Origin of the sequence: Enterococcus mundtii (assembly GCF_013394305.1) — a bacterium.
Taxonomy (GTDB): Bacteria; Bacillota; Bacilli; order Lactobacillales; family Enterococcaceae; genus Enterococcus_B; species Enterococcus_B pernyi.
Map to the genome: position 1 here is coordinate 1,703,280 of NZ_AP019810.1, position 24,128 is coordinate 1,727,407.

At 37.7% G+C, this 24,128-nt stretch carries 20 protein-coding genes; 16 read left to right on the plus strand and 4 right to left on the minus strand.

All coding sequences use genetic code 11. From position 1 onward, the window contains the following. The first annotated feature begins 20 nt into the window (after nucleotides 1–20). The 5 genes from HZ311_RS08140 to HZ311_RS08160 all read left to right on the plus strand — a co-directional run bounded on the left by HZ311_RS08140 (nucleotide 21) and on the right by HZ311_RS08160 (nucleotide 6,195). Nucleotides 21–935, plus strand: a complete 915-nt coding sequence (locus HZ311_RS08140; protein WP_010734434.1) for an ABC transporter permease — start codon at nucleotides 21–23, stop codon at nucleotides 933–935. 25 nt (nucleotides 936–960) lie between these two features. Beyond that, complete coding sequence (locus HZ311_RS08145) at nucleotides 961–2,742, plus strand: oligopeptide ABC transporter substrate-binding protein (RefSeq protein WP_023518908.1); 1,782 nt, start codon at nucleotides 961–963, stop codon at nucleotides 2,740–2,742. Between the two features lie 307 nt (nucleotides 2,743–3,049). Continuing rightward, a complete protein-coding gene (locus HZ311_RS08150; protein WP_010734432.1) occupies nucleotides 3,050–3,433 on the plus strand; it encodes a hypothetical protein in 384 nt (127 codons plus the stop codon). 208 nt (nucleotides 3,434–3,641) lie between these two features. Then, nucleotides 3,642–5,576: a DUF1430 domain-containing protein gene (locus tag HZ311_RS08155; RefSeq protein ID WP_331251497.1), complete on the plus strand. Its 1,935-nt coding sequence runs from the start codon at nucleotides 3,642–3,644 to the stop codon at nucleotides 5,574–5,576. Next, nucleotides 5,569–6,195 (plus strand): ATP-binding cassette domain-containing protein, encoded by a 627-nt coding sequence (locus HZ311_RS08160; RefSeq protein WP_023518910.1) that lies wholly within the window; start codon nucleotides 5,569–5,571, stop codon nucleotides 6,193–6,195. The genes HZ311_RS08155 and HZ311_RS08160 overlap by 8 nt, the downstream gene beginning before the upstream one ends. Nucleotides 6,196–6,803: 608 nt before the next feature. Here the strand turns inward: HZ311_RS08160 and HZ311_RS08165 are convergent. Beyond that, complete coding sequence (locus HZ311_RS08165) at nucleotides 6,804–7,478, minus strand: hypothetical protein (protein WP_023518912.1); 675 nt, start codon at nucleotides 7,476–7,478, stop codon at nucleotides 6,804–6,806. A 432-nt stretch (nucleotides 7,479–7,910) separates the two neighbouring features. Here HZ311_RS08165 and HZ311_RS08170 point away from each other — a divergent pair, with 432 nt between their 5' ends. The 6 genes from HZ311_RS08170 (at nucleotide 7,911) to gshAB (ending at nucleotide 18,028) form a co-directional block, all read left to right on the plus strand. Continuing rightward, nucleotides 7,911–8,765: an Rgg family transcriptional regulator gene (locus HZ311_RS08170; RefSeq protein WP_023518913.1), complete on the plus strand. Its 855-nt coding sequence runs from the start codon at nucleotides 7,911–7,913 to the stop codon at nucleotides 8,763–8,765. Between the two features lie 462 nt (nucleotides 8,766–9,227). Next, complete coding sequence (rnc, locus tag HZ311_RS08175; RefSeq protein WP_010734427.1) at nucleotides 9,228–9,920, plus strand: ribonuclease III; 693 nt, start codon at nucleotides 9,228–9,230, stop codon at nucleotides 9,918–9,920. 12 nt (nucleotides 9,921–9,932) lie between these two features. Further along, entirely contained in the window at nucleotides 9,933–13,514 is a 3,582-nt protein-coding gene (gene smc, locus HZ311_RS08180; RefSeq protein ID WP_178946570.1) for a chromosome segregation protein SMC, read from the plus strand. An 8-nt stretch (nucleotides 13,515–13,522) separates the two neighbouring features. Continuing rightward, nucleotides 13,523–14,332 (plus strand): Cof-type HAD-IIB family hydrolase, encoded by an 810-nt coding sequence (locus HZ311_RS08185; RefSeq protein ID WP_178946571.1) that lies wholly within the window; start codon nucleotides 13,523–13,525, stop codon nucleotides 14,330–14,332. A 12-nt stretch (nucleotides 14,333–14,344) separates the two neighbouring features. Continuing rightward, a complete protein-coding gene (gene ftsY, locus HZ311_RS08190; protein ID WP_010734424.1) occupies nucleotides 14,345–15,343 on the plus strand; it encodes a signal recognition particle-docking protein FtsY in 999 nt (332 codons plus the stop codon). Between the two features lie 399 nt (nucleotides 15,344–15,742). Then, on the plus strand, nucleotides 15,743–18,028 hold the full coding sequence (gene gshAB / locus HZ311_RS08195) for a bifunctional glutamate--cysteine ligase GshA/glutathione synthetase GshB (RefSeq protein WP_023518914.1): 2,286 nt from the start codon (nucleotides 15,743–15,745) through the stop codon (nucleotides 18,026–18,028). Nucleotides 18,029–18,170: 142 nt separating this feature from the next. Here the strand turns inward: gshAB and HZ311_RS08200 are convergent, their stop codons facing one another. Next, entirely contained in the window at nucleotides 18,171–18,611 is a 441-nt protein-coding gene (locus tag HZ311_RS08200; protein WP_023518915.1) for a YueI family protein, read from the minus strand. 383 nt (nucleotides 18,612–18,994) lie between these two features. Between HZ311_RS08200 and HZ311_RS08205 the strand changes: the two genes are divergently transcribed. The 4 genes from HZ311_RS08205 to HZ311_RS08220 are packed head-to-tail and all read left to right on the plus strand — an operon-like array spanning nucleotide 18,995 to nucleotide 22,624. Beyond that, nucleotides 18,995–19,945 carry an ABC transporter permease gene (locus tag HZ311_RS08205; RefSeq protein ID WP_023518916.1) on the plus strand — a complete coding sequence of 317 codons (951 nt, stop codon included), beginning with the start codon at nucleotides 18,995–18,997 and terminating at the stop codon, nucleotides 19,943–19,945. Beyond that, nucleotides 19,938–20,897: an iron chelate uptake ABC transporter family permease subunit gene (locus HZ311_RS08210; RefSeq protein ID WP_178946572.1), complete on the plus strand. Its 960-nt coding sequence runs from the start codon at nucleotides 19,938–19,940 to the stop codon at nucleotides 20,895–20,897. Before HZ311_RS08205 ends, HZ311_RS08210 begins: the two co-directional genes overlap by 8 nt. Further along, complete coding sequence (locus tag HZ311_RS08215) at nucleotides 20,894–21,649, plus strand: iron ABC transporter ATP-binding protein (RefSeq protein WP_023518917.1); 756 nt, start codon at nucleotides 20,894–20,896, stop codon at nucleotides 21,647–21,649. Before HZ311_RS08210 ends, HZ311_RS08215 begins: the two co-directional genes overlap by 4 nt. A gap of 21 nt (nucleotides 21,650–21,670) precedes the next feature. Then, nucleotides 21,671–22,624: a siderophore ABC transporter substrate-binding protein gene (locus tag HZ311_RS08220; protein WP_023518918.1), complete on the plus strand. Its 954-nt coding sequence runs from the start codon at nucleotides 21,671–21,673 to the stop codon at nucleotides 22,622–22,624. 186 nt (nucleotides 22,625–22,810) lie between these two features. Here the strand turns inward: HZ311_RS08220 and HZ311_RS15920 are convergent, their stop codons facing one another. Both HZ311_RS15920 and HZ311_RS08225 read right to left on the minus strand, forming a co-directional pair. Continuing rightward, on the minus strand, nucleotides 22,811–22,933 hold the full coding sequence (locus HZ311_RS15920; protein ID WP_010734417.1) for a hypothetical protein: 123 nt from the start codon (nucleotides 22,931–22,933) through the stop codon (nucleotides 22,811–22,813). A gap of 67 nt (nucleotides 22,934–23,000) precedes the next feature. After that, nucleotides 23,001–23,297: a hypothetical protein gene (locus HZ311_RS08225; protein WP_010734416.1), complete on the minus strand. Its 297-nt coding sequence runs from the start codon at nucleotides 23,295–23,297 to the stop codon at nucleotides 23,001–23,003. 219 nt (nucleotides 23,298–23,516) lie between these two features. Between HZ311_RS08225 and HZ311_RS08230 the strand changes: the two genes are divergently transcribed. Next, nucleotides 23,517–24,095, plus strand: coding sequence for a GNAT family N-acetyltransferase (locus HZ311_RS08230; RefSeq protein ID WP_010734415.1), 579 nt, complete (start codon nucleotides 23,517–23,519; stop codon nucleotides 24,093–24,095). Nucleotides 24,096–24,128 lie beyond the last annotated feature (33 nt).

Consider the following 24,128-nt stretch of genomic DNA (forward strand, 5'->3'; position numbering starts at 1 on the left):
AACAGAAGGGAGAATCGATCATGAGTGATAAAAACAAAGAAGTTGCGCAAGAAAGTATCCCACCAATGGGTATACGAATGATTGCACGAGAATTCAAAAAAGATAAAGTAGCCATTTTTTCACTGGCTTTGTTAGTTGTTTTACTATTAGTTATTTTTATCGGGGCGATCTTTATTGACCAAGATAAAGTAATGTTTGTTAGTATTTTTGATAAGTATGCTGAACCTGGCGCCATCTCTTCTCAAGGATCAAAATTCCTTTTAGGAGCAGATGAAGGTGGACGTGATGTCTTCGGTCAATTGATCATCGGAGCAAGAAACTCTGTGATGATCGGTTTTGCGATTACGATCATTACGTCGATCATCGGAGTAGGACTTGGAATTCTTTCAGGGTTTTATGGTGGGATCATTGATAACGTATTGATGCGTATTGTTGATTTTATTATGATTTTACCGATCATGTTGATCATTATCGTGTTTGTTTCGATCATTTCGCGCTATAACGTTTGGTCATTTATTTTTATCATGAGTGCATTTTATTGGGTTGCTAAAGCCCGATTATTCAGAAGTAAGACGTTATCAGAAGCTAGACGTGATTATGTCAGTGCTTCAAAAACGATGGGAACAAGTGATTTCAAAATCATGTTCCGTGAAATCATGCCAAACCTTAGTTCATTGATCATCACCAACTTAACAATGAACTTTGCGGCAAATATTGGGATCGAGACCACTTTGACTTTCTTAGGCTTTGGATTGCCAGCTAATGTACCTAGTTTAGGAACATTGATCGGTTATGCAAGTAATGGTGAAGTTTTAGTGAATCGACAATGGATTTGGTTACCCGCGTCAATTCTAATTTTAGTGTTGATGTTGAGTATAAACTACGTTGGACAAGCATTTAAGCGCTCTGCAGATGCGCGACAACGTTTAGGATAAGAGAAGTGAAGGGGGAAAATAGGATATGAAGAAAACGATTTTTGGATTTGTCACACTGCTATCTGTGGGAGCATTAGCAGCGTGTGGAAATGGCGGCGGAACTAGCTCGTCAGGTAATAATTCAGCAGATAATGGGGATAAAAGTGAATTGACTTTCCCATTAGCTACAACGAATAATGATGAAGCAATCGAAGATGGACAGCTAGATGTGGCAGTAGCAACAGATAGTCAGTTCAAAGGATTATTCCAATGGGAATTTTACCAAGATGCCTTTGATGCAGCGTTTATGGCGCCTTCACATGAACCATTGTTTACAAATGATGATAACTTCACGATTACAAACGATGGAGCAGCCTCATTAGAATTAGATGAAGATGCAAAAACAGCAACAATCACACTTAAAGACAACGTAAAATGGTCTGATGGTGTCGATGTCACAGCAGATGATGTTATTTTCCCTTATGAAATCATCGGAAACTCTGAATACACTGGTATCCGTTACGATGATACATTCCGTAACATCGTTGGTATGGAAGAATATAACAGCGGTAGTGCAGATACGATTTCTGGAATTACAAAAGTAGATGATAAAACTGTTAAAATCGAATATAAAGAAATGAACCCAAGCATGCTTCAAGCAGGTGGTGGAATTTGGACATATGCAGCACCAAAACACACACTTGAAGGAATTGCTATCAAAGACATGGAATCAAGTGATCAAGTTCGTAAGAACCCTGTGACATTTGGTCCTTACTATATGAGTAACATCGTTGCTGGTGAATCAGTAGAATTCTTACCAAATGAATACTACTGGAATGGTACACCACAATTGAAGAAAATCACAATGAAATCATTACCAACAGCAAGTGCAACAGAAGCATTAAATTCAAAATTATATGACATGATTTTCCAAATGCCAACAGATACGTATGACACATACAAAGATATCGCTGGTTATACGAATCTAGGACGTCAGCAAACTTCATACACTTACTTAGGTTTCAAACTAGGTAAATGGGATGCTGAAAGTGGAAGTGTAGAATATGATCCAAACTCAAAAATGGCTGACAAAGCATTACGTCAAGCAATGGGCTATGCTTTAGACAATGCGGCAGTAGGTGAACGTTTCTATGCTGGTTTAAGAAGCAATGCAACTTCATTGATTCCACCAGTATTTGAAAGTTTCCACGATGCAGATCTAAAAGGCTTCACTCAAGATCTTGATAAAGCCAACAAATTATTGGATGATGCAGGATATAAAGATGTTGATGGCGATGGTATCCGTGAAGACAAAGATGGTAACAAGTTGACAATCAACTTTGCGTCAATGGCAGGTGGCGAAACAGCACAACCATTAGCAGATTACTACGTACAACAATGGAAAGAGATTGGTTTAGATGTTCAATATACAACAGGTCGTCTGATCGAATTCAACTCATTCTATGATCGTTTGGAAAATGATGATCCAGAAATCGATATCTACCAAGCAGCTTGGAGTACAGGAACAGATCCAAATCCAAGTGGACTATGGGGTGCAAATGCAGCGTTCAACTACACTCGTTTTGAGTCAGAAGAAAACACAAAATTGATCAATGATATCAATTCAAGTGCAGCATTTGATGCAGATTACCAAAAAGAAGCTTACAAAAAATGGCAAGAATACGCATTTGAAGAAGCTTTTGCTATTCCAACATTGTTCCGTAACGAAGTATTACCAGTAAACGACCGCGTCAAAGATTGGAACTGGGCATATGATGCTGTCAATCCATGGGCTGTTGTATCTGTAACTTCCGATTCACGTTCATAATCAACAAATGATAAAACCGAATCAGTTCGAGATAGGATTCTCCTATTCTCGGCTGGCTCGGTTTTTTTTAATAAGTAGGTCTGTGAAAGTTTTGTCACCATCAATCATTAATACATAACGAATAAACTATGGATGTTTTTTAATTAGGAAAAACAAGGAAATGTTTGTTTTTTAAGGATGAAAAATATATAATAAATATGAAAATAAATAAATTTAAAGAGAGTAGAGGGTATGTTTCATATATATACTTACTTTATCGACATTTTGAAATACTAAATCAAAAATAAAACATACAAAGGAGAATTTTATGAAAAACAAAAAATTAGTTGTTAGTGTTATTGGAACTGTTGCTGCTATAGGAGTATTTGTCTCAATCGATCAAGTAAGTGCGTCAGAAATGAATGAACCTTTGATTATATCAAGCTATGCAAATATATTTGATATGGATATTGTGCAAGAACAAGCAGTAATGATTCAGCCGAAAATCACAATGGATACATTTTATGGCGGAGTAACCGGTATTCCTGGATTTGGTACAGTATGGGGAGAATTTACGCCATCTAGTAGAAGAGTCACAGTTCAGGCGAAGGGAACAAAAACTGTTAATGTCACAGGAGGACCTAGAGTAGAAGTAAGAGCAGAAGCTCCACGTGCATTTACGGGAAATACCTCTGGATGGTGGTGGGCATAGAGATTTAAGAACCTAAGACAAATTTTTTATACAGTATTACCCGAGCTATATAGAGATTACTGCTACGGTCAGGTTGTTACTAGAAGTCAACAATCTCTTCAGTGATATCTCAAATACAGTTCGGGTATTTAAATATTTGAAAACATATTTTAGGTCCTTTTTTTCTTTCATTATGAAAAAAATCTATCGAGGGTTATTTATAGTTACAGTGTTAAGTTTCCTTTATGCCATTTCTTTTATCGGAAATGAAGGAATCAAGAGTGCTATCCCAAATGCTCATTCGGGCATTGTGATTGAAGAAGCGAGTGGGACGATTGAGGAAATCAATCAAAAAATTTCTGCTTATGCAAAAAAACATCAAATTGCTATACATAAACTGGTTTTTAGAATTGGCGCTTCTGGTGAGACGACAAAGGAAATTTATACCTTTGACAAGGTGGAACGTTCGGAATACTTTTTTCCACCTATAAAATCGGATGTTGCCACCTATTTTTATGATTACACAGAGATGCAACATCAAGATGCGCTGGGTACTTATATTGTAACAGAAGCCCCTCCATCTGGAATGATTGCTGATTTTCATGATCAAGGAATCAAATTGGAGATTGAGGAGATAAAATGGTTCCAGTTATTGACAGCGGGTTTATTAATGAGTATTGGACAACTCTTCTTTATTCTATTTTTCTTTGTGATCTTAGCTTTACTGTTTTACAAAGCTTCTCTTCGTAAGAAAATTGGTGTGATTGAGATGTTAGGACATCGTTGGCTGATAGTGTCCTTCAAGGATAGTTTCATTGATAGTGCGATTTTTACTCTCTTGATGGTTGCTTTTTCTTGGTGGTTTCCACAATTACAGTTTCTTTATCGACCGATTTTTTTGGGGGGGCATTTAATGATTTGGATTCTTCAATTATTTACGAGTGGGATTATTTTTTCGTTCGGTACGATTTCAGATAAAATAAAAGGAAGGAAACCTTACCGATTATTATTTAGTTTGAACCTTTTATTAAAGATCATCATCTTCACGTTTGTTACGGTGCAAGCCAGTACATTATCAAATAAAGTAATGGAGACGCGTGAACTTGAACAACAGCTCTCCCAATGGACAAGAATTCCTGACTATTATCAGTTAGCATTTAGTAGAGACACAAGTCTACTTGTAGACCCGGCAAAAAGTAAAGACGTGCGAAAGAAAGCACAAGCGTTGATCAATTCACGGTTACTTCCCTTGTTGGAAAAATCAGAACAGTCAGGTGGGATTTTTCTAAGAGACAATGAACTTGGTCATAGTAGTCCGACACTAAATTATATTGAAAATGACGCTTTTTGGTTAAGTAATCATCATGCCGTACAAGAATTGGCTATCAAGGATGCTGAAGGTCAATCGATACACTCATTAGATGATTCTTTTTTCTATCTGCTCATCCCTGAAAATAAGCGAATGTATACAGAAATGATCATTCAAGAAGCAGAGAATGAACTTGATTTTTATCAAAATTCTTTTGAGTACGAGACGAAAGCATATGAGGGGGAATTAAAAGTTCTCTATACGCAAGCAAACCAAGTCCTTTTTAACTATAACTTCCAACCCTATGAAAAAAATTTTTCTTCCAATCCAATTATCGTTTCCATGTCATTGCCATTGATCCAACCAAATATTGAAATATGGATACAGGATATTTCAAATGGGACTTACTTGTTTCGAGACCCTCAACTTGTCCAAGCATTTATTAAAGAAAATCATATGGAACATGATTTTTATGGATTGATTGCTGTAAAAGAAAGCATCAATCAATCTCTTATGGGTGTGAAACGTGAATATTATACAACCCTTAGTATTTTGTTCTTGATCCTTATTGGTTTTGTTTTTATTCAAGTTTATTTGAGTTTACTGTATGTGGAAATGAATAAGAAAAAACTGTTTCTCAAATATATTGCTGGTTGGGCTCTGCTACAGAGGCATCACAGATATTATAAAATAATATTAACCATTTCTACCGTTGTTGCGTTGATCTTACTACTCATCAATCATGCTTGGTGGCAGATTTTAATTCTATTACTATTATTTGAATTATGTATACTTTTATTCACTACGTATTTATCAGAAAAAAGAAAACGTCTGGAGGTGATCAAATATGATTGAAGCCAAAGAAATCACTAAAAAGTACAAAGGAAAAGTGATTTTTGAAAACGTATCTTTACATGTAGAGACTGGTTCAATAACTGTGATTACTGGAAGCAGTGGTGTAGGGAAAACGACGTTACTGAATTGCTTAGGACAACTGGAGCCCATAGATTCTGGTGAAATATGGATAGACAATCAATTCCTTCACCGTAAAAGTAAAAAACGTTTCTTTCGTGAGTATGCAGGATTTTTATTTCAGAACTTTGCATTGATCGATAATGAAACGGTCAAGCAAAATTTACAGTTAGTAGTAAAAAAAGAGGAAAAAATGATTGCTGCGCTCCGCAAGTTCCAAATGGAAGATTCATTGCACCAAAAAGTATTTCGTTTAAGCGGTGGTGAGCAACAACGAGTAGCTTTAGCTCGCTTGTTTTTGCAAATCCCTAAAATCGTTTTTGCAGATGAGCCCACTGCCTCTTTGGATAAAGGAAATCGGCAACTTGTGATCGAAGCATTGAAAGAATTGAATGAGCAAGGAGTGACGATCGTCTTAGTCACCCATGATTTAGATTTGGCAGAACAACTAGGTGGGCAAGTTGATATGAATGAACTGATAAATAGAAGGAAGTTAGTGTAGGTATAAGCATATAATGAATTGCGATACAGCCAATAAAAATCAAGGGAAAATATTAACGATCGTCTTTTTACACTTGTTTAGTGAGGAAGGATTTCCTGAGTTTCGCTCGATTTCCATCACATATTGTAAAGCTAACTTAGAGAACTTCTTCTCGGAGATTAACCAGCGAATGACTTAATGGCATAAGCTGAATTGTAAAAAAATAGGATTCAAAATTAGGGAAAGATAGTCCAATTAAGTATCGATTAACGGATAAATTTTACAAGTATTCATAATAAAATACGACGATCTCACTCTGATAGAAAAAGAGATGAGATCGTCGCTTAAGTTTCTATTGATCTTTTGAGAGGGAGTGGTTTAGTATTGTACTGTTTAAAAAATTTTGTGTCATAGTTTATCTGTTCTCTAAGGCTGTGCTACTTTAGCTAAGATAAATAGTAGCTAAAAATGATTCTTTTCTTTTATTGTTTTTATTGCTTCAATCAACTCAGTCTCGATTTTACTTTTTGAGCGTAGCAAGCCAATTATTTCATTTAACTGTGCAACGATTTTTATTATACCGACAAAAACAACAACAAAAGTAAAACTAGATATTGAAAAAATTGTAATCACCAGCTTGCATTATATTTTGACGACCATAATTCGTCAGTTAACGTCACTCGAACGGTTCCGGCATTTCCGTGACTAGACACAAGACCACGGGCGCTCGCCGTTTTTCTAACTAATTCACCTGCAATTAAGTTACAAATAGCAACAATCACTGCACCAGCAACTGTAATTCCACATGTAACAGCAAGAGCATCTAATATGGCACTATACAATACACTACCTCCAGCTCCCATGACAAGTCTATCATAGAAATTATAGACAGACGTTTTACCAGTGCTAGTATTATAGTACATATTCCAGCCACCATTTTGCAGTTTGCCACCTACGCCTGCTACTGCACGAGAACTATAACTAGCACCATCAAACTCTTTCAGCAAATCATTGATGTTGTTCTTTACATCTTTGACTGTCATATTCATTACTTTCTTTTCAAAAGCAGTAGCAACGCTATTTTGAGTTGATGGTGTATTAGGTAGAGAACTAGAATATCTTAACTGTGCATCGTTCATTAATTCAGCAATTGTTTTGTCTTCAAATTTTTTTACTTGGACCACTTTTTGATTCTCACTATCTGATGCGTAAACAACAGAACTTAGTGAAGGAACTAATGGTGTTGCTAATGTTACTATTGCTATAGAGGTAGTTAAGAGCACTTGGAATTTGTTTATTTTCATACTATTCGACCTTCCATTATATGTAATTTTTTGATATTACGGATAGATTTTGAAAAAATTTTGTTCAACTGCTACAAATTGACAACTTCCCAACCAAATAATATCATTAAAGATGAAATCATTTTTCCTCCTATTTATAGTAGATTTAAAGTTTTTATCTTCCGATTATTGTAGGGAAACTTTACAAACCTTTGTTCTTTTTATTAATGTTTTCTCAAGTAATGTTCCTTATTTGGATTAGGTCAATTTCTAGTTTATCAAGATATGTGATTACCAAATAAATATGATTATCAGTGTTATAGATTAGATGCTTACTGCGTTATTATTTAGTGTATTACTAAATGTGATAATGTATCTTAGTTGTATAATAAGGTTATTTGATAGTTTGTACCAAAGTTAGTCAAAAATAAGTAGAAAATTTGGTGATTTTATATGGAACATGGGGAATTGATTAAAAAATTAAGAACCGATAGAAAAATAACGCGAAGAGATTTGAGCGAAGGGGTACATTCGATAAGCGCATTACAGCGGTTTGAAAATGATACCGCTAGAATTGACATAGATACCATTTGGCAATACTTGGAAAGAATGAATATCCAAATAGATGACTACTATTTGGAGTATTATAACTATCAATTAAGTAAAAAAGAGCACTTACGAAAAAAATTTAGGAGTGCAATTATTTCTGAGTATCATGCAAAAGAGTATCTAGACAACTTACAAGAAGAATATAAAAAAAGTAACGACATTTTTTTTCTGTATCTAATTGTTCAAATAAAAGCAGTTGCTGAAAAATTACCAAATTATAAACTTGGTAAGATAGATGAAAATGAATCAAAAAAAATTTTGGATTATTTGAACAGGATAGAGGAGTGGGGATATTTCGAATTAGCAATGTATACTAATTGTTTAGGACTCTTTAAAAAGGAATACCGATTATTTCAATATAAGGATGTGCTCAATCAGTTTAGGAAATTTAAAGGTATACCTAAATATCAACATGCATTAATAAAATTTATTATAAATTCAATCATTTTAGAATTTTCTGATAAAAATTACGATAGAATTTTGGATTTGTTAGGAATTTTGTATGATGAAACAAAGGACTCAGATTACTTAAAAGGAAGAATTTATTGGAAATTTTTTTTCCGATTGTATCAGTCTGTCGTTGGGGATTTGGAATTTGATGGCTCGATAGCTATTGAGATGCTAAGGCTGCTTGGATATGAAGAAGAGGCAGTAAACTTTTTGGATATTGAAAGAACAATCTTGGACGATCATACATAAATTAGTTTGTCGAGTTAACAAGATGCATTAATCAGATCAGATATACTTTCACACCTATAAAATCTGATGTTGTTCCTTATTTTTTAAGATTACATAGAAATGAAAAAGAACAAGATTTGTTCAGTGCTTATATTGTAATGAAAGTACTCCTATTAAAATATTTGGACATTGTTTAAATATACGTGTGCTAAATTATACTGACTGAATAATCGCTGATTCCAACTACAATTAATATAACTTTAAACAGGCATTTTCTGTTTTTTGGAAAGTGCTTTTTTTGTTCTTTGATAAGTAATTAGCTGGATTTAGGAACATTACAAGGTTTAGTATACTTTTATGAAAAAGAATCTTCAACAAGGTTTATAAAGCTTTTCATACCTTTTGTCTCAACCATTTCATATTTTATAAAAAACCAGTATAATAAGGAAGTATTGAAAAAATAGCCATAAAGGAATGTGGGAAATGGACAATCAGCTAACAAAAGAATTGAAAGAAAAGTATAGCATCGTTTTTCACGATTTAAACTTACTTGAACAAGCTTTTACCCATTCATCCTATGTGAATGAGCATCGCAATTTGCAACTATCCGACAACGAACGTCTTGAGTTTTTAGGAGATGCTGTATTAGAGTTGATGGTTTCTGAATATCTGTATCGTTTGTATCCAGATATCCCAGAAGGAAAATTGACCAAAACTCGTGCAGCTATCGTACGTGAAGATAGTTTGTCCAAATTTGCCAAGGAATGTCGTTTTGATCAGTACATCCTGTTAGGAAAAGGTGAGGAGAACTCAGGCGGACGAACCCGTCCAGCGCTTCTTTGTGATCTGTTTGAAGCCTTTTTAGGAGCGTTGTACCTTGATCAAGGATTTGACGCAGCACATGCGTTTATTGAAACGGTGATTTTTCCGAAGGTGCGTGCCGGTGCTTTTTCCCATGAGATGGATCATAAAACAAGATTACAAGAAGTATTGCAAAAAGCTGGAGACGTGTTGATTGAATATCGTTTGATCAATGAAGAAGGTCCAGCACACGAACGTATTTTTTGGATCGAAGTATACGTGGATGATCGGTTGATTGGAACTGGACAAGGAAAATCGAAAAAACTAGCAGAACAAGCTGCTGCTGAGAATGCTTTAGCAGCACTAAGTAAGTGAGGGAAAGACTTCGTGTATTTAAAACGCATTGAAATAGCCGGCTTTAAATCATTTGCAGATAAAACAATCATTGAGTTTGAAAATAGTGTCACAGCGGTCGTTGGACCAAACGGTAGCGGAAAAAGTAATATTACTGAGGCTATCCGTTGGGTACTAGGAGAACAGTCTGCAAAAAGCCTTCGTGGTGGGAAAATGCCGGATATTATTTTTGCCGGTTCTGATTCCCGTAAACAATTGAATGTCGCTGAAGTAACCGTCGTATTAGACAACTCTGATCATTACTTGCCACTAGAGTATAGTGAGATCAGTGTAACACGTCGTTACCGTCGGACAGGTGAAAGCGACTTTTTCATCAATAAACAACCTTGTCGTTTGAAAGACATCCAAGAATTATTTATGGATTCTGGCTTAGGGAAAGAATCATTTTCGATCATCTCTCAAGGAAAAGTCGAAGCGATTTTTAGTAGTAAGCCAGAAGACCGACGAGGGATTTTTGAAGAAGCAGCTGGAGTCTTGAAATACAAACAGCGCAAGAAAAAGGCGGAGCAAAAGCTTTTTGAAACAGAGGATAATCTAAGCCGTGTCCAAGATATCATCTATGAACTTGAAGAGCAATTAACTCCTTTGGCCGCCCAGAGTGAGGCTGCGAAGGAGTTTTTACGATTAAAAGAAACATTGACTAACACAGATATCTCTTTGATGATTGCTGAAATCAAAGCGGCAAAAAAAGAGTGGGATGAACGACAACTACAATTAGATCAGTTCAACCAATCACTAACATCCTTAACGACACAGATCCAAACAAAGGAACAGTTATTAGCCGACAAACGCAAACAAAATAACCAGGCCGACCGTATGATCGAAAAAAATCAACAAACGTTATTAGCGTTGTCAGAAAAATTAAAGCAAACAGAAGGACAAAAAGAAGTATTACTTGAGCGAACGAAGCATACTCAAAAGAGCTCAAAAGAATACCAAGCTTCTTTAACTGAAGTGCAAGAAAAAGTGGCTCATTTTGAAGAATTACAAGCGACTTTGACCCAAGAAGTCAGTCAAAAAGAAGCAGAGATCCAACAGGCTGAAAAAGCACTGATGAGTACGCAACAAGAATTGGAAAAATACCAAAAATCAACCAAAGAATTGTTGGCAGAATTACGCGATCAGTATGTCGATCTGATGCAAGAACAAGCAACTGTCGGCAATGAATTGAAGTACTTGGAGCGTCAATATGTTCAAGAGACATCTAAAAGTCAGCAAACACTAGCCAAACAATCGGAAGTGGAAGCGAATGTTGCGGAAATGTCCGCCAAGCAAATCGAGTTGACAGAGCGACATGAAAAGCTACAGCAAGCATTGAATGAGGTCAAAGCGTCACTTGAAGTTGTGCAAACAAAAGGAAAACAAGCACAAGAGCGCTTGGCAAAAGAACAGCCCAAAATGTATCAACTGATGAACCAAGTCCAACAATTACGGGCACGTCAGAAAAGTTTACAAGAAATCCAAGAAAATTACTTTGGCTTCTATCAAGGTGTTCGTTTGATCTTGCAACAAAAGCAACGCCTCTCTGGGATCGTTGGTGCGGTTGCTGAATTGATCGATGTTCCAGCTGATTATACATTGGCAATCGAAACAGCTTTGGGTGGTTCAGCGCAACATGTCATTGTTGAAAATGAAGGCGATGCACGTCAAGCGATCACTTATTTGAAACAACAAAAAGGCGGACGAGCAACGTTTCTACCATTAACGACAATCAAACCTCGTCAATTACCTGCACATATTTTTGCACAAGCGCAAACAGTTGACGGGTTTATCGGGATCGCTAGCGAACAAGTGACTTATCCCGAACAGATCCAGACAATCGTTCACAATCTATTAGGGACGATTCTATTAGCAAAAGACTTAGCAAGTGCCAATGCCATTGCCCAACAGATTCGTTACCAGTATCGTGTGGTCTCACTAGAAGGTGATGTCATGAATGCCGGTGGTTCAATGACTGGTGGGGCGACGAAGCGAGGCAATCAAGGAAGTTTATTTGCACAAAATCAAGAATTAAAACAATTGACGAGTGAGTTTCAACAAGCGGATCAGGAGTTGCAAAGTCAAGAAAAGAAAGTCCAAGCATTGCAACAAGAAGTCACGGTTTTGGCAGAAGAACAAGAACTTCTGCGGACACAATGGGAACAGTTACGCTTTGAAGAACAAGAAGTAGCAAATCAACGACAAAATGTGGCCAACGAACTCACTCGTTTTGAAAAAGAACAGCAAATCTCAAGTTATGAAACGCGTGAACTGCAACAATTCATGGAGAATTACCAAAAACAACAGGCAGAGCTTTTGGCAAAACAGCAAGAACTAGAAGTACAACGCCAAGAGATCGATGCTGAAATCAGTTCATTGAGTCAAGAAAGTGACAAGATGGAAGAACGTCGCGCGCAGATCCAGGAAAAACAAGCACAGGAGCAAGCCTCATTAGCCGTATTGAAAGAGCAATACAATCACTTACAGATCCAACTACGTGGCGCACGCGTACAAAAAAATGAGGCATTAGCCAAACAAGAAGGACTAGAACAACAACTGCATGCATTGACTGCGGACTTCTCTGATCACGAACTGACAGAAGAAAGTTTAGATCAACGAATTGCTGATTTAGCGACAGAAAGAGATCGCTTAAAAGCTTCTCTAGAAGACGCCAAACAGTCACGTGAAGAAATGCAAACGACTATCGATGCGTTGGATGCCGACCTATTAGCTGAAAACCGTAAACAAAAAGAACTTTTGACAGAGCAGTCACAGTTAGAGGTCCAAAAGAATCGTGCGGAAATGATTTTGGACAATCATCTGAATTACCTGCAAACGGAGTATCAGATGAATTATGAAAAAGCCTGTGAATCTTATGAAGAAACAACGGATGTAGCGAATAGCCGGGTAGAAGTTGCTTCGTTGAAACAACAAATCGATCGTTTAGGCCCAGTAAATCTAAACGCCATTGAGCAGTATGAGCAAGTGAATGAACGTCATACCTTTTTGGCTGCGCAACGGGATGACTTATTATCGGCTAAGGATCAATTATTTGAAACAATGGATGAAATGGATGATGAGGTACGGACTCGTTTCAAAGAAGTTTTTGAAGCAATCCGCCAAGAATTCAAAATCGTTTTCCCAAATATGTTTGGTGGCGGTCGCGCAGAGCTTGTGTTGACTGATCCGACTGATTTGTTGCAGACAGGGATTGAAATCGAAGTTCAGCCTCCAGGTAAAAAACTACAAAGTTTAAGTTTACTTTCAGGAGGAGAACGTGCATTGACTGCGATTGCGTTGCTCTTTTCGATTATTCGTGTCTGCCCCGTACCGTTTTGTATCCTTGATGAGGTCGAAGCTGCGCTAGATGAAGCCAATGTCAAACGCTTTGGTCGCTATCTCAGCGAGTTCCAAGACGATATACAGTTTATTGTAGTGACGCATCGTAAAGGGACGATGGTTGCTGCGAATGTCTTATACGGTGTGACCATGCAAGAGTCTGGGGTTTCAAAAATCGTCTCTGTCCGTATGGAAGACATCAATGAAGAAGGAAGAATGAGTGAAACGAAAGTGTAGGGGACGAAATGATCAAATTAATCGCTATCGATTTAGACGGAACACTATTGAACGAAGAAAAGAAAATCTCATCTGAGAATAAACAAGCTTTGGCTCAAGCAAAAACACAAGGGGTAAAAATCGTTTTATGCACGGGGCGTCCGTTAGCAGCGATGGCTCACTATTTACAAGAATTAGGTTTAGTCGAAGAAGGCGATTATAGCATTACCTTCAACGGTGGCTTAGTCCAGAAAAATGATACTGGTGAAATCATCGAGAAAAAAGCGATGTCTGTGTCTGATATCCATCGTCTTTATGCGTTGGCACAAGAACTAGACTTACCGTTAGACGTCTTATCAGATAATGTCGTCTTGCAATTACCTAGTGCGCCTCAAAAGCAATCGATGTACAATGTATTAAACAACTTATTGCAATTCCAACCAGCAGTACTAGCTGATATCACAGATGAGTTTGTGTTGAACAAAGCAGTCATTGCCTATGAGCAAGAAGAACTAGATGCAAAAATCAAGGAGATTCCAAGCGCTTATTATGAGTCGTATGAAATTATCAAAACGCGCAATGTTTTATTAGAATTTATGCCAAAAGGTGTCACTAAGGCATATGGTATTTCTTTATTAGCAAAAGATTTAGGACTTGAACGTAGTGAGATCATGGCAATCGGAGATGAGGAAAATGATCTACCGATGATCGAATACGCAGGACTTGGTGTAGCCATGGAAAATGCGGTGCCTTTTGTCAAAGAAGCCGCTGATCATGTCACGGCAAGTAACATCGAACATGGGGTAGCAAAAGCGATCCAACAATTTGTTTTAGTGTAAAGGAGGTATACTATGGGATTTTTTGATAAGATCAAACGAGCCTTTACTGGTGAAGAAGCACCAGAAGAAGTAGAAGTACAAGAGAAATATGATAAGGGTCTAGAAAAGACCCGTAAAACGTTCGGTGAACGAATGAATGAACTGTTTGCGAATTTCCGTACGGTCGATGAAGATTTCTTCGAAGAATTGGAAGAAACATTGATCGGTGCAGATGTCGGCTTTGAAACAGCCATCAAGATCACTGAAGCGTTACGCCAAGAAGTGAAGCTAAGAAATGCCAAGAAACCAGCTGAGATCCAAAATGCGATCATCGAAAAATTAGTTGAGCTTTATGAGCAAGAAGGCATCGATGAAGTCAATACATTGAACCTCCAAGAAGAAGGATTGACAGTGATCCTCTTTGTTGGTGTCAATGGTGTAGGAAAGACGACGAGTATCGGTAAATTAGCACATCAATACAAAACGGAAGGCAAAAAGGTATTGTTAGCCGCAGCAGATACCTTCCGTGCGGGTGCGATCGATCAGTTAGTCGTTTGGGGAGAACGTGCAGAAGTTGAAGTGGTTCGAGGCAAAGCTGGTGGCGATCCTGCGGCAGTCGTTTACGATGCCATCGAAAAAGCCAAAGAACAACAAGCAGATATTTTACTTGTTGATACAGCTGGACGTCTGCAAAACAAAGTCAATTTGATGAACGAATTAGAGAAGATCAAACGTGTGATCCAACGAGAATTACCAGAAGCACCACATGAGATCTTACTTGTGTTAGATGCGACGACAGGGCAAAATGCCATGGTCCAAGCGAAACAGTTCAAAGAAACCTCTGATGTGACAGGGCTAGTTTTAACAAAATTAGACGGTACAGCTAAAGGTGGAATCGTCTTAGCCATTCGTAATGAATTGCACCTGCCGGTCAAACTTGTTGGTTTGGGTGAAGGCATCGATGATTTAGAAGCTTTTGATCCAAATGACTTTGTCATCGGTCTATTTAAAGGCTTATTGAAAGAAGAATAAACAGTATATGAGCATAAGTTCATCTAAAGAGCTTGTAACAAAGGTGTTCAACTTCAAGAAATAAAAAAGAAGCCACGGGAATCGTTCTTTAAATTTCCGTGGTTTTCCCTTTATTTTTGAAGAGGTTCCGTTTGTTTCAGGCTCTTTTTTCTCCTTCCAATGGACTAGCGATATTCAAGGAACAATATTTCGAGTATAAACCAAAAATGAACCAGCGATTTTTTTGACTGTGTCCTGTCTGGCTATGTGCTATCTTATTGTTCAGTTTGGAGTCATTTTCCTACAATATCAGCTGTTTTTTTAAAAAAACACCCCTTTTTTCTCATTTTCAAACAATTTCATTCTTTTTCTTGGCGGTTTTTACTATAATGAAACATATGAATTGGAGGACATTTAACCATGAACTATAAAGAATTATTACTGCATCCTCGTTCACTACCATTCATTAGTCAAGCCCGTTTTGGGGTTGAACGTGAAGGGCAACGTGTGAACTTCTCTGGAAAGTTGGCAACAACCGATCATCCTGAGGTTTTTGGGGATCGTACGTATCATCCATACATCCAGACAGATTTTAGTGAAACTCAAGTCGAATTGATTACTCCGGTCACGGATTCTATCAACGAACTTTTTAAATACTTGGAAGCAATCTACGACGTTGCTTCACGCTCAATGGCAGATGATGAAATGATCTGGCCTTTAAGTATGCCTCCGGCTTTACCTGAAAAAGACGAAGAGATCATGATTGCGAAGCTTTCTAATTTTGAAGATGTCTTGTATCGTCGTTATTTAGCAAAGGAATATGGCAAACGCAAGCAAATGGTCAGCGGCATCCATTTCAACTTTGAGTTTGGTGATGATCTTTTACAATCCTTGTTTGTACAACAAACAGAGTTTACCGACTTTGCAGCATTTAAAACAGAATTATATTTTAAAACAGCACAGAACTTCTTGCGTTATCGTTGGTTGATCACTTATTTGTTTGGGGCGTCACCTCTAAGTGAAGACCACTATTTTGTCGGCAAGCCAGCACCAGCAGAACCGGTACGCAGTATTCGTAATAGTTCCTATGGTTATACGAACCATCCGAATGTCAAAGTATCCTATGCGTCAATGCAACAATATTTAACCGATATTGAAAAAATGGTGGAAGAAGGCAAGTTATCCGAAGAAAAAGAATTCTATGCACCGATCCGTTTTCGTGGTGGAAAACGTGTAGCTGATTTAGCAAAATCAGGTATTCGCTATATTGAACTGAGAAATATTGATTTAAATCCTTACGCACGTGTAGGGATCAGTCAAGCACAAGTTCAGTTTTTACAATCGTTCTTAATGTATATGATATGGATGGAACATGACGTAGCAGTCGATGCATGGGTCGAAGAAGGCGAGCAGCGAAATGAACACGTGTCGTTAGAAAACCCTATGGATCAAACTGCTTTTTATGATGAAGGAATGCTGCTTCTTCAAGGCATGAAAGAGATGCTTGTAGCTTTAGGACAATCCGAATGCCTACCATTGATCGATGACATGATCGCACAATTGGATGAACCACGTGAAACATTGGCAGGCAAGATTTATCAGCAAGCACAACAAACAAGCCAGCATGACTTTGCTTATACTTTAGGAAAACAGTATGAAGAAGAAAGTCATGAACGTTCGTATCAATTAGCGGGATTTCGTGACATGGAGCTGTCGACACAGATTCTGATGTTTGATGCGATCCAAAAGGGCATCGAAGTAAAGGTCATAGATGAATCAGATCAATTTTTACGTCTACAGCATCAAGAGCATATCGAATATGTAAAAAATGCCAATATGACAAGTAAAGACAGCTACATTGTGCCACTGATCATGGAAAATAAAACAGTCACTAAAAAAGTGCTAAAAGAGGCCGGATTCCGTGTACCTGAAGGAGCCGAATTTACTTCAATCGAAGAGGCTTTGAACGCTTATCCACGATTTGCAGAACAAGCCTTTGTTATTAAACCTAAATCGACCAATTATGGGTTAGGGATCACGATCTTCAAAGAAGGAGCATCTTTAGAAGATTACCAGGCTGGTTTAGCAATCGCTTTTCGTGAAGATACTTCTATACTGGTTGAAGCATTCATGCCTGGAACAGAATATCGCTTCTTTGTGATCGATGGGCAAGTAAAAGCGATCTTACTTCGTGTTCCTGCCAATGTTGTGGGTGACGGAAAACGGACGGTGGAAGAACTTGTCGCTGAAAAAAACCTAGATCCATTAAGAGGCAGTCACCATCGTGCACCATTGGAATTGATCCAGTTAGGTGAACTTGAGCAGTTGATGTTAAAAGAGCAAGGACTAACCATCCATTCTGTACCTGAAAAAGATCAAATCGTGTATTTACGCGAAAATTCCAATATCAGTACAGGTGGCGATTCAATCGACGTAACAGATGAATTTTCAGACGCGTATAAACAAATTGCCCAACAAGCAGTGGAAGCCCTAGGAGCGAAAATCAGCGGCATCGATTTGATCATTCCTGATAAAGATATCGATCCTCAAACAGATGACCAAGCCTATGGCATCATTGAAGCAAACTTCAATCCAGCGATGCACATGCACGTTTACCCATTTGCTGGCCAAGGCAGAAGACTGACAATGAATGTCTTAGAGCTGTTGTATCCTGAAGTGATCAACAGACAAGAAGAGACTAAATAAATCATGAACCTGTAGGACAAAAAAATCATCCACATCACTAGATTTATCTAGTTTGTGAATGATTTTTTGTTTTGCCACAGGTACATACGAACGCTGACAAATTTTGATTAGAAACTCAAAGAATCGAGTGAACTTTTAGAAATTATTTGAATAATCGGTCCCAAAAGCTTTTTTTCTTTGGTTGTTCTTCTTCTTGTTTCGTTGGATATTTTTCTTCTACGTCAATAACGGGCTCATTCACCGCTTCTTTGGCCGCAATCAGTAGACCAATACTTTGCGGATCTTCAGAAACATGATCGTTTACAACCGTGAATTTCGTTTGATTTTTCGTTGCCAATTGGATGTATTGATTCTGGATATCCAGGGGTAAGGTCCCGTTTATCAGAATAAATGCTTCTGGTCGTTTCTCTAGTTCTTGTAGGAACTTTTCTTTATTTGTCGGCTCATTCATTTCAGCAACGGTCATACTGAGGTAGCAACGTTCACGAAAGGTACCTAGGTATTTATGCTGTTCTTCTGGGTTGACCAAGGGCGTGCCATACATTCCTTTGTCCAAATGATTTTTCAATTCATCTGATGCCATCCAATTTCCTCCTTTGTTGTTTTAAGTCATTATAACATAGAGGTTGTGACAGAAGCATTTTGACCTGATCAGTAAGATAGAAAATTGAAAAATAGTTTTTCATATTTTGTCATTTTCTAGCTTGGTGTTGAAGGTTAGCTTTTGGATCACCGTGTAGCCAGGTTGTGAGAAAGTCGTTTAGCTCCAAGCATTAAGGCAGAAATTGAGAAATAGCTTCCCACATTTTTAAGGTCAGAAACAAAAATGAATTTTATTTTTGTATCGTACACGTATTCTAAAATTTATAGGGATTGTTCTTATTTCATTAAAAAACGGTTGCTTTTGTTCAATGCTTCACTTAGAATAAGAATGAGAATCATTCTCAGTTAGCGAGGTAAAGGGAAATGCGCGTGGGTCGCTTGATGGTTTTGTTAGTTATTTTAAGTATATGTTCGCTATTTATTGGCGTGTCTCGAGTGGAATTCATGGAGATTATCCGATTTGAAGGACAGAGTATGCAATTGTTGTTGGCGACACGTTTTCCGCGAACGATCTGTTTAGTACTGGTAGGGGCAACGAGTAGTATTTGTGGGTTGATCATGCAACATCTGACTCAAAATAAATTTGTTTCACCAACGACAGCTGGCACGATGGATAGTGCGAGATTGGGTATCTTAGTGGTGATGCTCTTTTTACCGAATGCTTCTTTGTGGATTCGTTCAGCAACTGCATTTTTATTTGCGTTTGCAGGTACGCTCTTATTTTTATCTTTTGCACAATTTTTTCCACAAAAAAATCAGCTGATGTTACCATTGATCGGCGTGATGCTAGGAAATATTATCGGCTCTGCTGCAACATTTTTCGCCTATCAGTTTCAGTTAGTACAAAATATGTCTTCATGGCTACAAGGAAATTTTGCAACAGTCATACGGGGAAATTATGAATTATTGTATGTAACGATTCCTTTATTACTTATCTTATCTTTTTTTGCCTATCAATTTACGATCGTAGGCTTAGGTGAATCGTTCGCAGTGAATTTAGGGATGAATTATCGCAACATGCAACTACTAGGGATTGGCCTTGTTTCTTTAGCCAGTGCGATCACTTTAATCATGGTTGGGACGATTCCTTTCTTGGGAGTGATCATTCCAAATATCACAGCAAAGCTCTATGGGGATCAGGTACATAAAACGTTAGGAATTACCGCCATTTTTGGTAGTATCTTTTTGCTTATCTGTGACATGATCGCTCGTCTTGTGATTTTTCCTTATGAAATCCCAGTCAGCGTCATCGTAGGGATCATCGGTGGTTTGATTTTCCTTTACTTGTTAGTAAGGGGGCGCAAACATGGGTAAAAAGATCACTGGTCTATTTTTTATTTTGTCTCTACTCGTGATTGGCGTGACGATCGGCTATTTGACTATCAACACGTATGGTAATTGGGCTTTTGCATGGGCCTTACGAAGCAAAAAAATCATGGCGTTCATTTTAGTGGCACTCGCGACAAGCAGTGCGACCGTTAGTTTCCAAACGATTACCCAAAATCAATTTTTGACACCTTCTGTGTTAGGGCTCGATTCCCTCTATGTACTTGTTCAAACCCTCCTCTTTTTCTTGATTGGTGGGGTGACGATGCTTCAGCAAACAGGCACAGCCTTTTTCTTAGTCAACGTGGCATTGATGGTTGGCTTAAGCCAGTTATTGTTTTTCTTTTTATTACGAAAAGAAGCCCCTAACTTATTCTTATTATTGATGACGGGGATGATTTTAGGGACACTTTTCAATAGTATCAGTACGTTTTTACAAGTGGTGATGGACCCGAATGAATATGATTTGTTGCAAGGGAAGTTATTTGCTAGTTTCGGTAATGTCCAGACCGCCTACCTCCTACCTGCTGCATTGTTGATTGGCTGTTGTTGGGTGTTCCTTTTTTATAAAAGACATTTTCTGGATGTCTTTCATCTAGGGAAGGATCAAGCAACGAACCTTGGGATTGAGACAGAGCGTTTTCAATTTTCTATTCTTTGTTGTGTCAGCTGGTTGACAGGAACAGCCACTGCTTTGGTGGGACCAATCACCTTTCTTGGATTTATTGTCGCAAACGTCAGCTATCGTTTGTTTGCAACGTATCGTCATGGTGTTTTGCTACTAGGAAGTTTTTTGATTGCTTTCTTGTTTTTGACTGGGGGACAATTGATCGTTGAGCAAGTGTTTGGGTGGAACACGACGGTCAGTGTGGTTGTAGAGTTCACAGGGGGTATTTACTTTATTACAAAATTGATTCGAGAAAGGAAGGAACTGGGATGATCAATTTGAATAGTGTCGAGAAGTCTTACCAAGGAAAAACGGTCGTCGAGGCCTTGCAATTGGAAATCTCGGATCAACAATTGACAGCCTTCATCGGTCCAAACGGCGCAGGAAAGTCAACCGTTCTTTCTATGATCAGTCGTTTGATTCCTAAAGATGCAGGTGAGATCTACTTGGATCACAATGAAGTAAAAGCTTGGAAGTCCAAAGAGATGGCAAAAAAACTAGCTATTTTGAAACAATCTAATGAGATCAGTATGAAAATCACAGTCGAGGAGCTTGTATCGTTCGGGCGTTTTCCTTATTCGAAAGGAAAGCTGACAACGAAAGACCATCAGATCATCGAAGAATCACTCCAGCATCTAGGGTTGGAAGAACTGAAGGACCAAACGATCGACACGCTTTCTGGTGGTCAGTTGCAACGAGCGTATATTGCGATGGTTCTTGCGCAAGATACTGATTACATTTTGCTGGATGAACCACTCAATAATCTCGATATGAATTTTGCGGTACAAATCATGCAAATTTTAAAGCGCCTTGTACAAGAATTAGGAAAAACGATCATCATTGTGTTACACGATATCAACTTTGCAGCGAGTTACGCAGATGAAATCGTCGCAATGAAACAAGGGAAGTTATTTAGACAAGGCAAAACGAACGATATTATTAAAAAAGAAGTACTAGATCAATTATACGAAATGGACATTCGAATCTGTGAAATCGAAGGACGCAGATTTTGTCTTTATTTCTAAAAACTACGAAGGAGCGTCAAAATGAAGAAAACAGTTTTAGGATTTTTAGTCATAGCATCATTAGGATTAGCAGCATGTGGAAATAACGAAGCACAAACGAGTGAAACAAAAGCATCAAGTACTGTCACAACGGATACAATGTTGACAGTCAAAGATAGCAATGGTGAGTCTGTAGAAGTGCAACAAAACCCTGAGAAAGTTGTAGTGTTCGACAATGGATCATTAGATACGCTTGATGCATTAGGTGTTGGAGACAAAGTCATAGGAGCGGCAACTAAAAATTTACCTGCTTACTTAGAAAAATATCAAGAAGTTGAATCTGCTGGAGGAATCAAAGAACCAGATTTGGAAAAAATCAATGAGATGCAACCAGATTTGATTATTATTTCCGGTCGTCAAAGTGATTATCAGGAACAGTTGAGCCAAATTGCCCCAACACTATATTTAGCAATGGATGCAGAAAAGCCATGGGAATCGATGCAAGAAAATGTGACAACATTGGCAAAGATTTTTGATAAAGAAAAAGAAGCAGAAGAAAAATTAACAGATTTAACGAAACAAATCGATGAAGTGAAAGAGAAAGCCAGCGCGCTTGATCAAACAGCTTTAGTTACTTTAGTGAATGAAGGGCAACTTTCAGCATATGGTTCAGGTTCACGTTTCGGACTCGTTCATGATTTATTTGGCTTTAAACAAGCCGATGATCAAATCGAGGCGTCTACACATGGTCAAAGTGTTTCTTATGAATATGTTTTAGAGAAGAACCCAGGGATTTTATTTGTGATTGATCGTACCAAAGCAATTGGTGGAGATACAAGCAACGATAACGTAGCTGCCAATGAATTAGTGGCACAAACAGATGCCGGTAAAAATGATCAAGTAATTTCATTGCAACCAGATGTATGGTATTTGAGTGGTGGTGGACTTGAATCAATGAACTTGATGATTGAAGATGTCAATCAAGCGCTAAAATAATTTTTCAATGAATAACTAAGAAAATGAGCCTGGTACATCAGTCATCTTGCATCCTACAACTGAATAAACGGTGTTCCAGAAGTAGCACCTTCAAAAAATAAGCCGAGAAACCCAAAATTTGAAAAACAATTTTCGGGTTTCTCGGCTTATTTCTCGGAGCTAGGCACTTCTATCACAACCTCTGATTCAATGGGTGATTGTTTGATCGTTAGGAAAATCTAGTGTAAGGGTAAATTCATTATCGACTTCATAAGGATCGATTCGTGGGGTTGTATCATGGAAAAAGTGAGCAAGCCATTGTCGGAACATAAGATCGCCTCCTTTGATTTGATTAAAGGATACAAGGCGAACCTTAGAGAAAGCTTAAAGCATAGAATCAAGCATGTGTTTCGGCTAATGCTTGATAATTGACGATCTTGACTTGACGATAAAAGTCAGCTGGCAGTTTTGACCAACGTTTCAAAAGTTGATAAAAATAACTATCTTCCGCTTTGATTTTGTACTCACTTAAAATCAATCCGAAGTAGTTTGGTTTTTTCTTTGCTAATTTGTGATAGATCGACAATGCTTTTTCTTTGTCTTCATCAACAAATAGTGTTTTGACTTCAATATAAGATCCTTCAATGTTCTGCGTTTCTTCAATAAAGTAAATGCTTTTTATATACTCTGTCATAAGTAAGACCTCCAGCGCTTGTTTAGTTGTTAAGATAACAATAGCTAAAATTTGTTAATAAATCGTGAACAAATAATTATTCTTTTTCAGCAATTGTTTAAGTTTTTTCGCTTATCTATAGTTAATCTGTTATTTTAAGGAGATATTAAGTTTTGTCTTGCTTCTTTCCGTGAATTTCGATACAGTAATTTAAACTAAAGAAAAAAGTAGGGGATGCACATGGAATTATTGATCAATCGAAACTTAGTGTTTGCAGAAAATCGTGTCATAGAAACGGAACGTCTGATTTTAAGACCAATCACATTGGAAGACGTAGAAGATATATTTGAATATGCCCATGATGTAGAAACGACCCGCTTTGTTTTCCCTCGACATCAGTCGATCGAAGATACAAAAATCAGTGTTGCGAATTTTTTTATGGCATCACCGCTTGGAAAATATGCTATTGAATGGAAAGAAAACCGCAAGATGATTGGTACGATCGATTTGCGGATACAAGAAGGCGATGATACGGCTGAATTAGGTTACGCTTTAAATAAAAAGTATTGGGGAAAAGGAATCATGCCGGAAGCTGGAAAAGCGCTTCTGAAATTGGGCTTTGAAAAAATGGATCTCGTAAGGATCTTTGCTTATCATAATACGAAAAATAGTAAATCGGGACGAGTGATGGACAAGTTAGGAATGAGAGAAGAAGCTGTGATTCCTGATGCAAAACGAGAAAAAGGAGAAATTATTTCAATCGTTCTTAAAGGAATTACCAAAAAAGCTTGGTTGGAAGGTCACCCAAAAACAAGTTAGTTGCAACTTCGTACAAAAATCATTAAGCTAAAA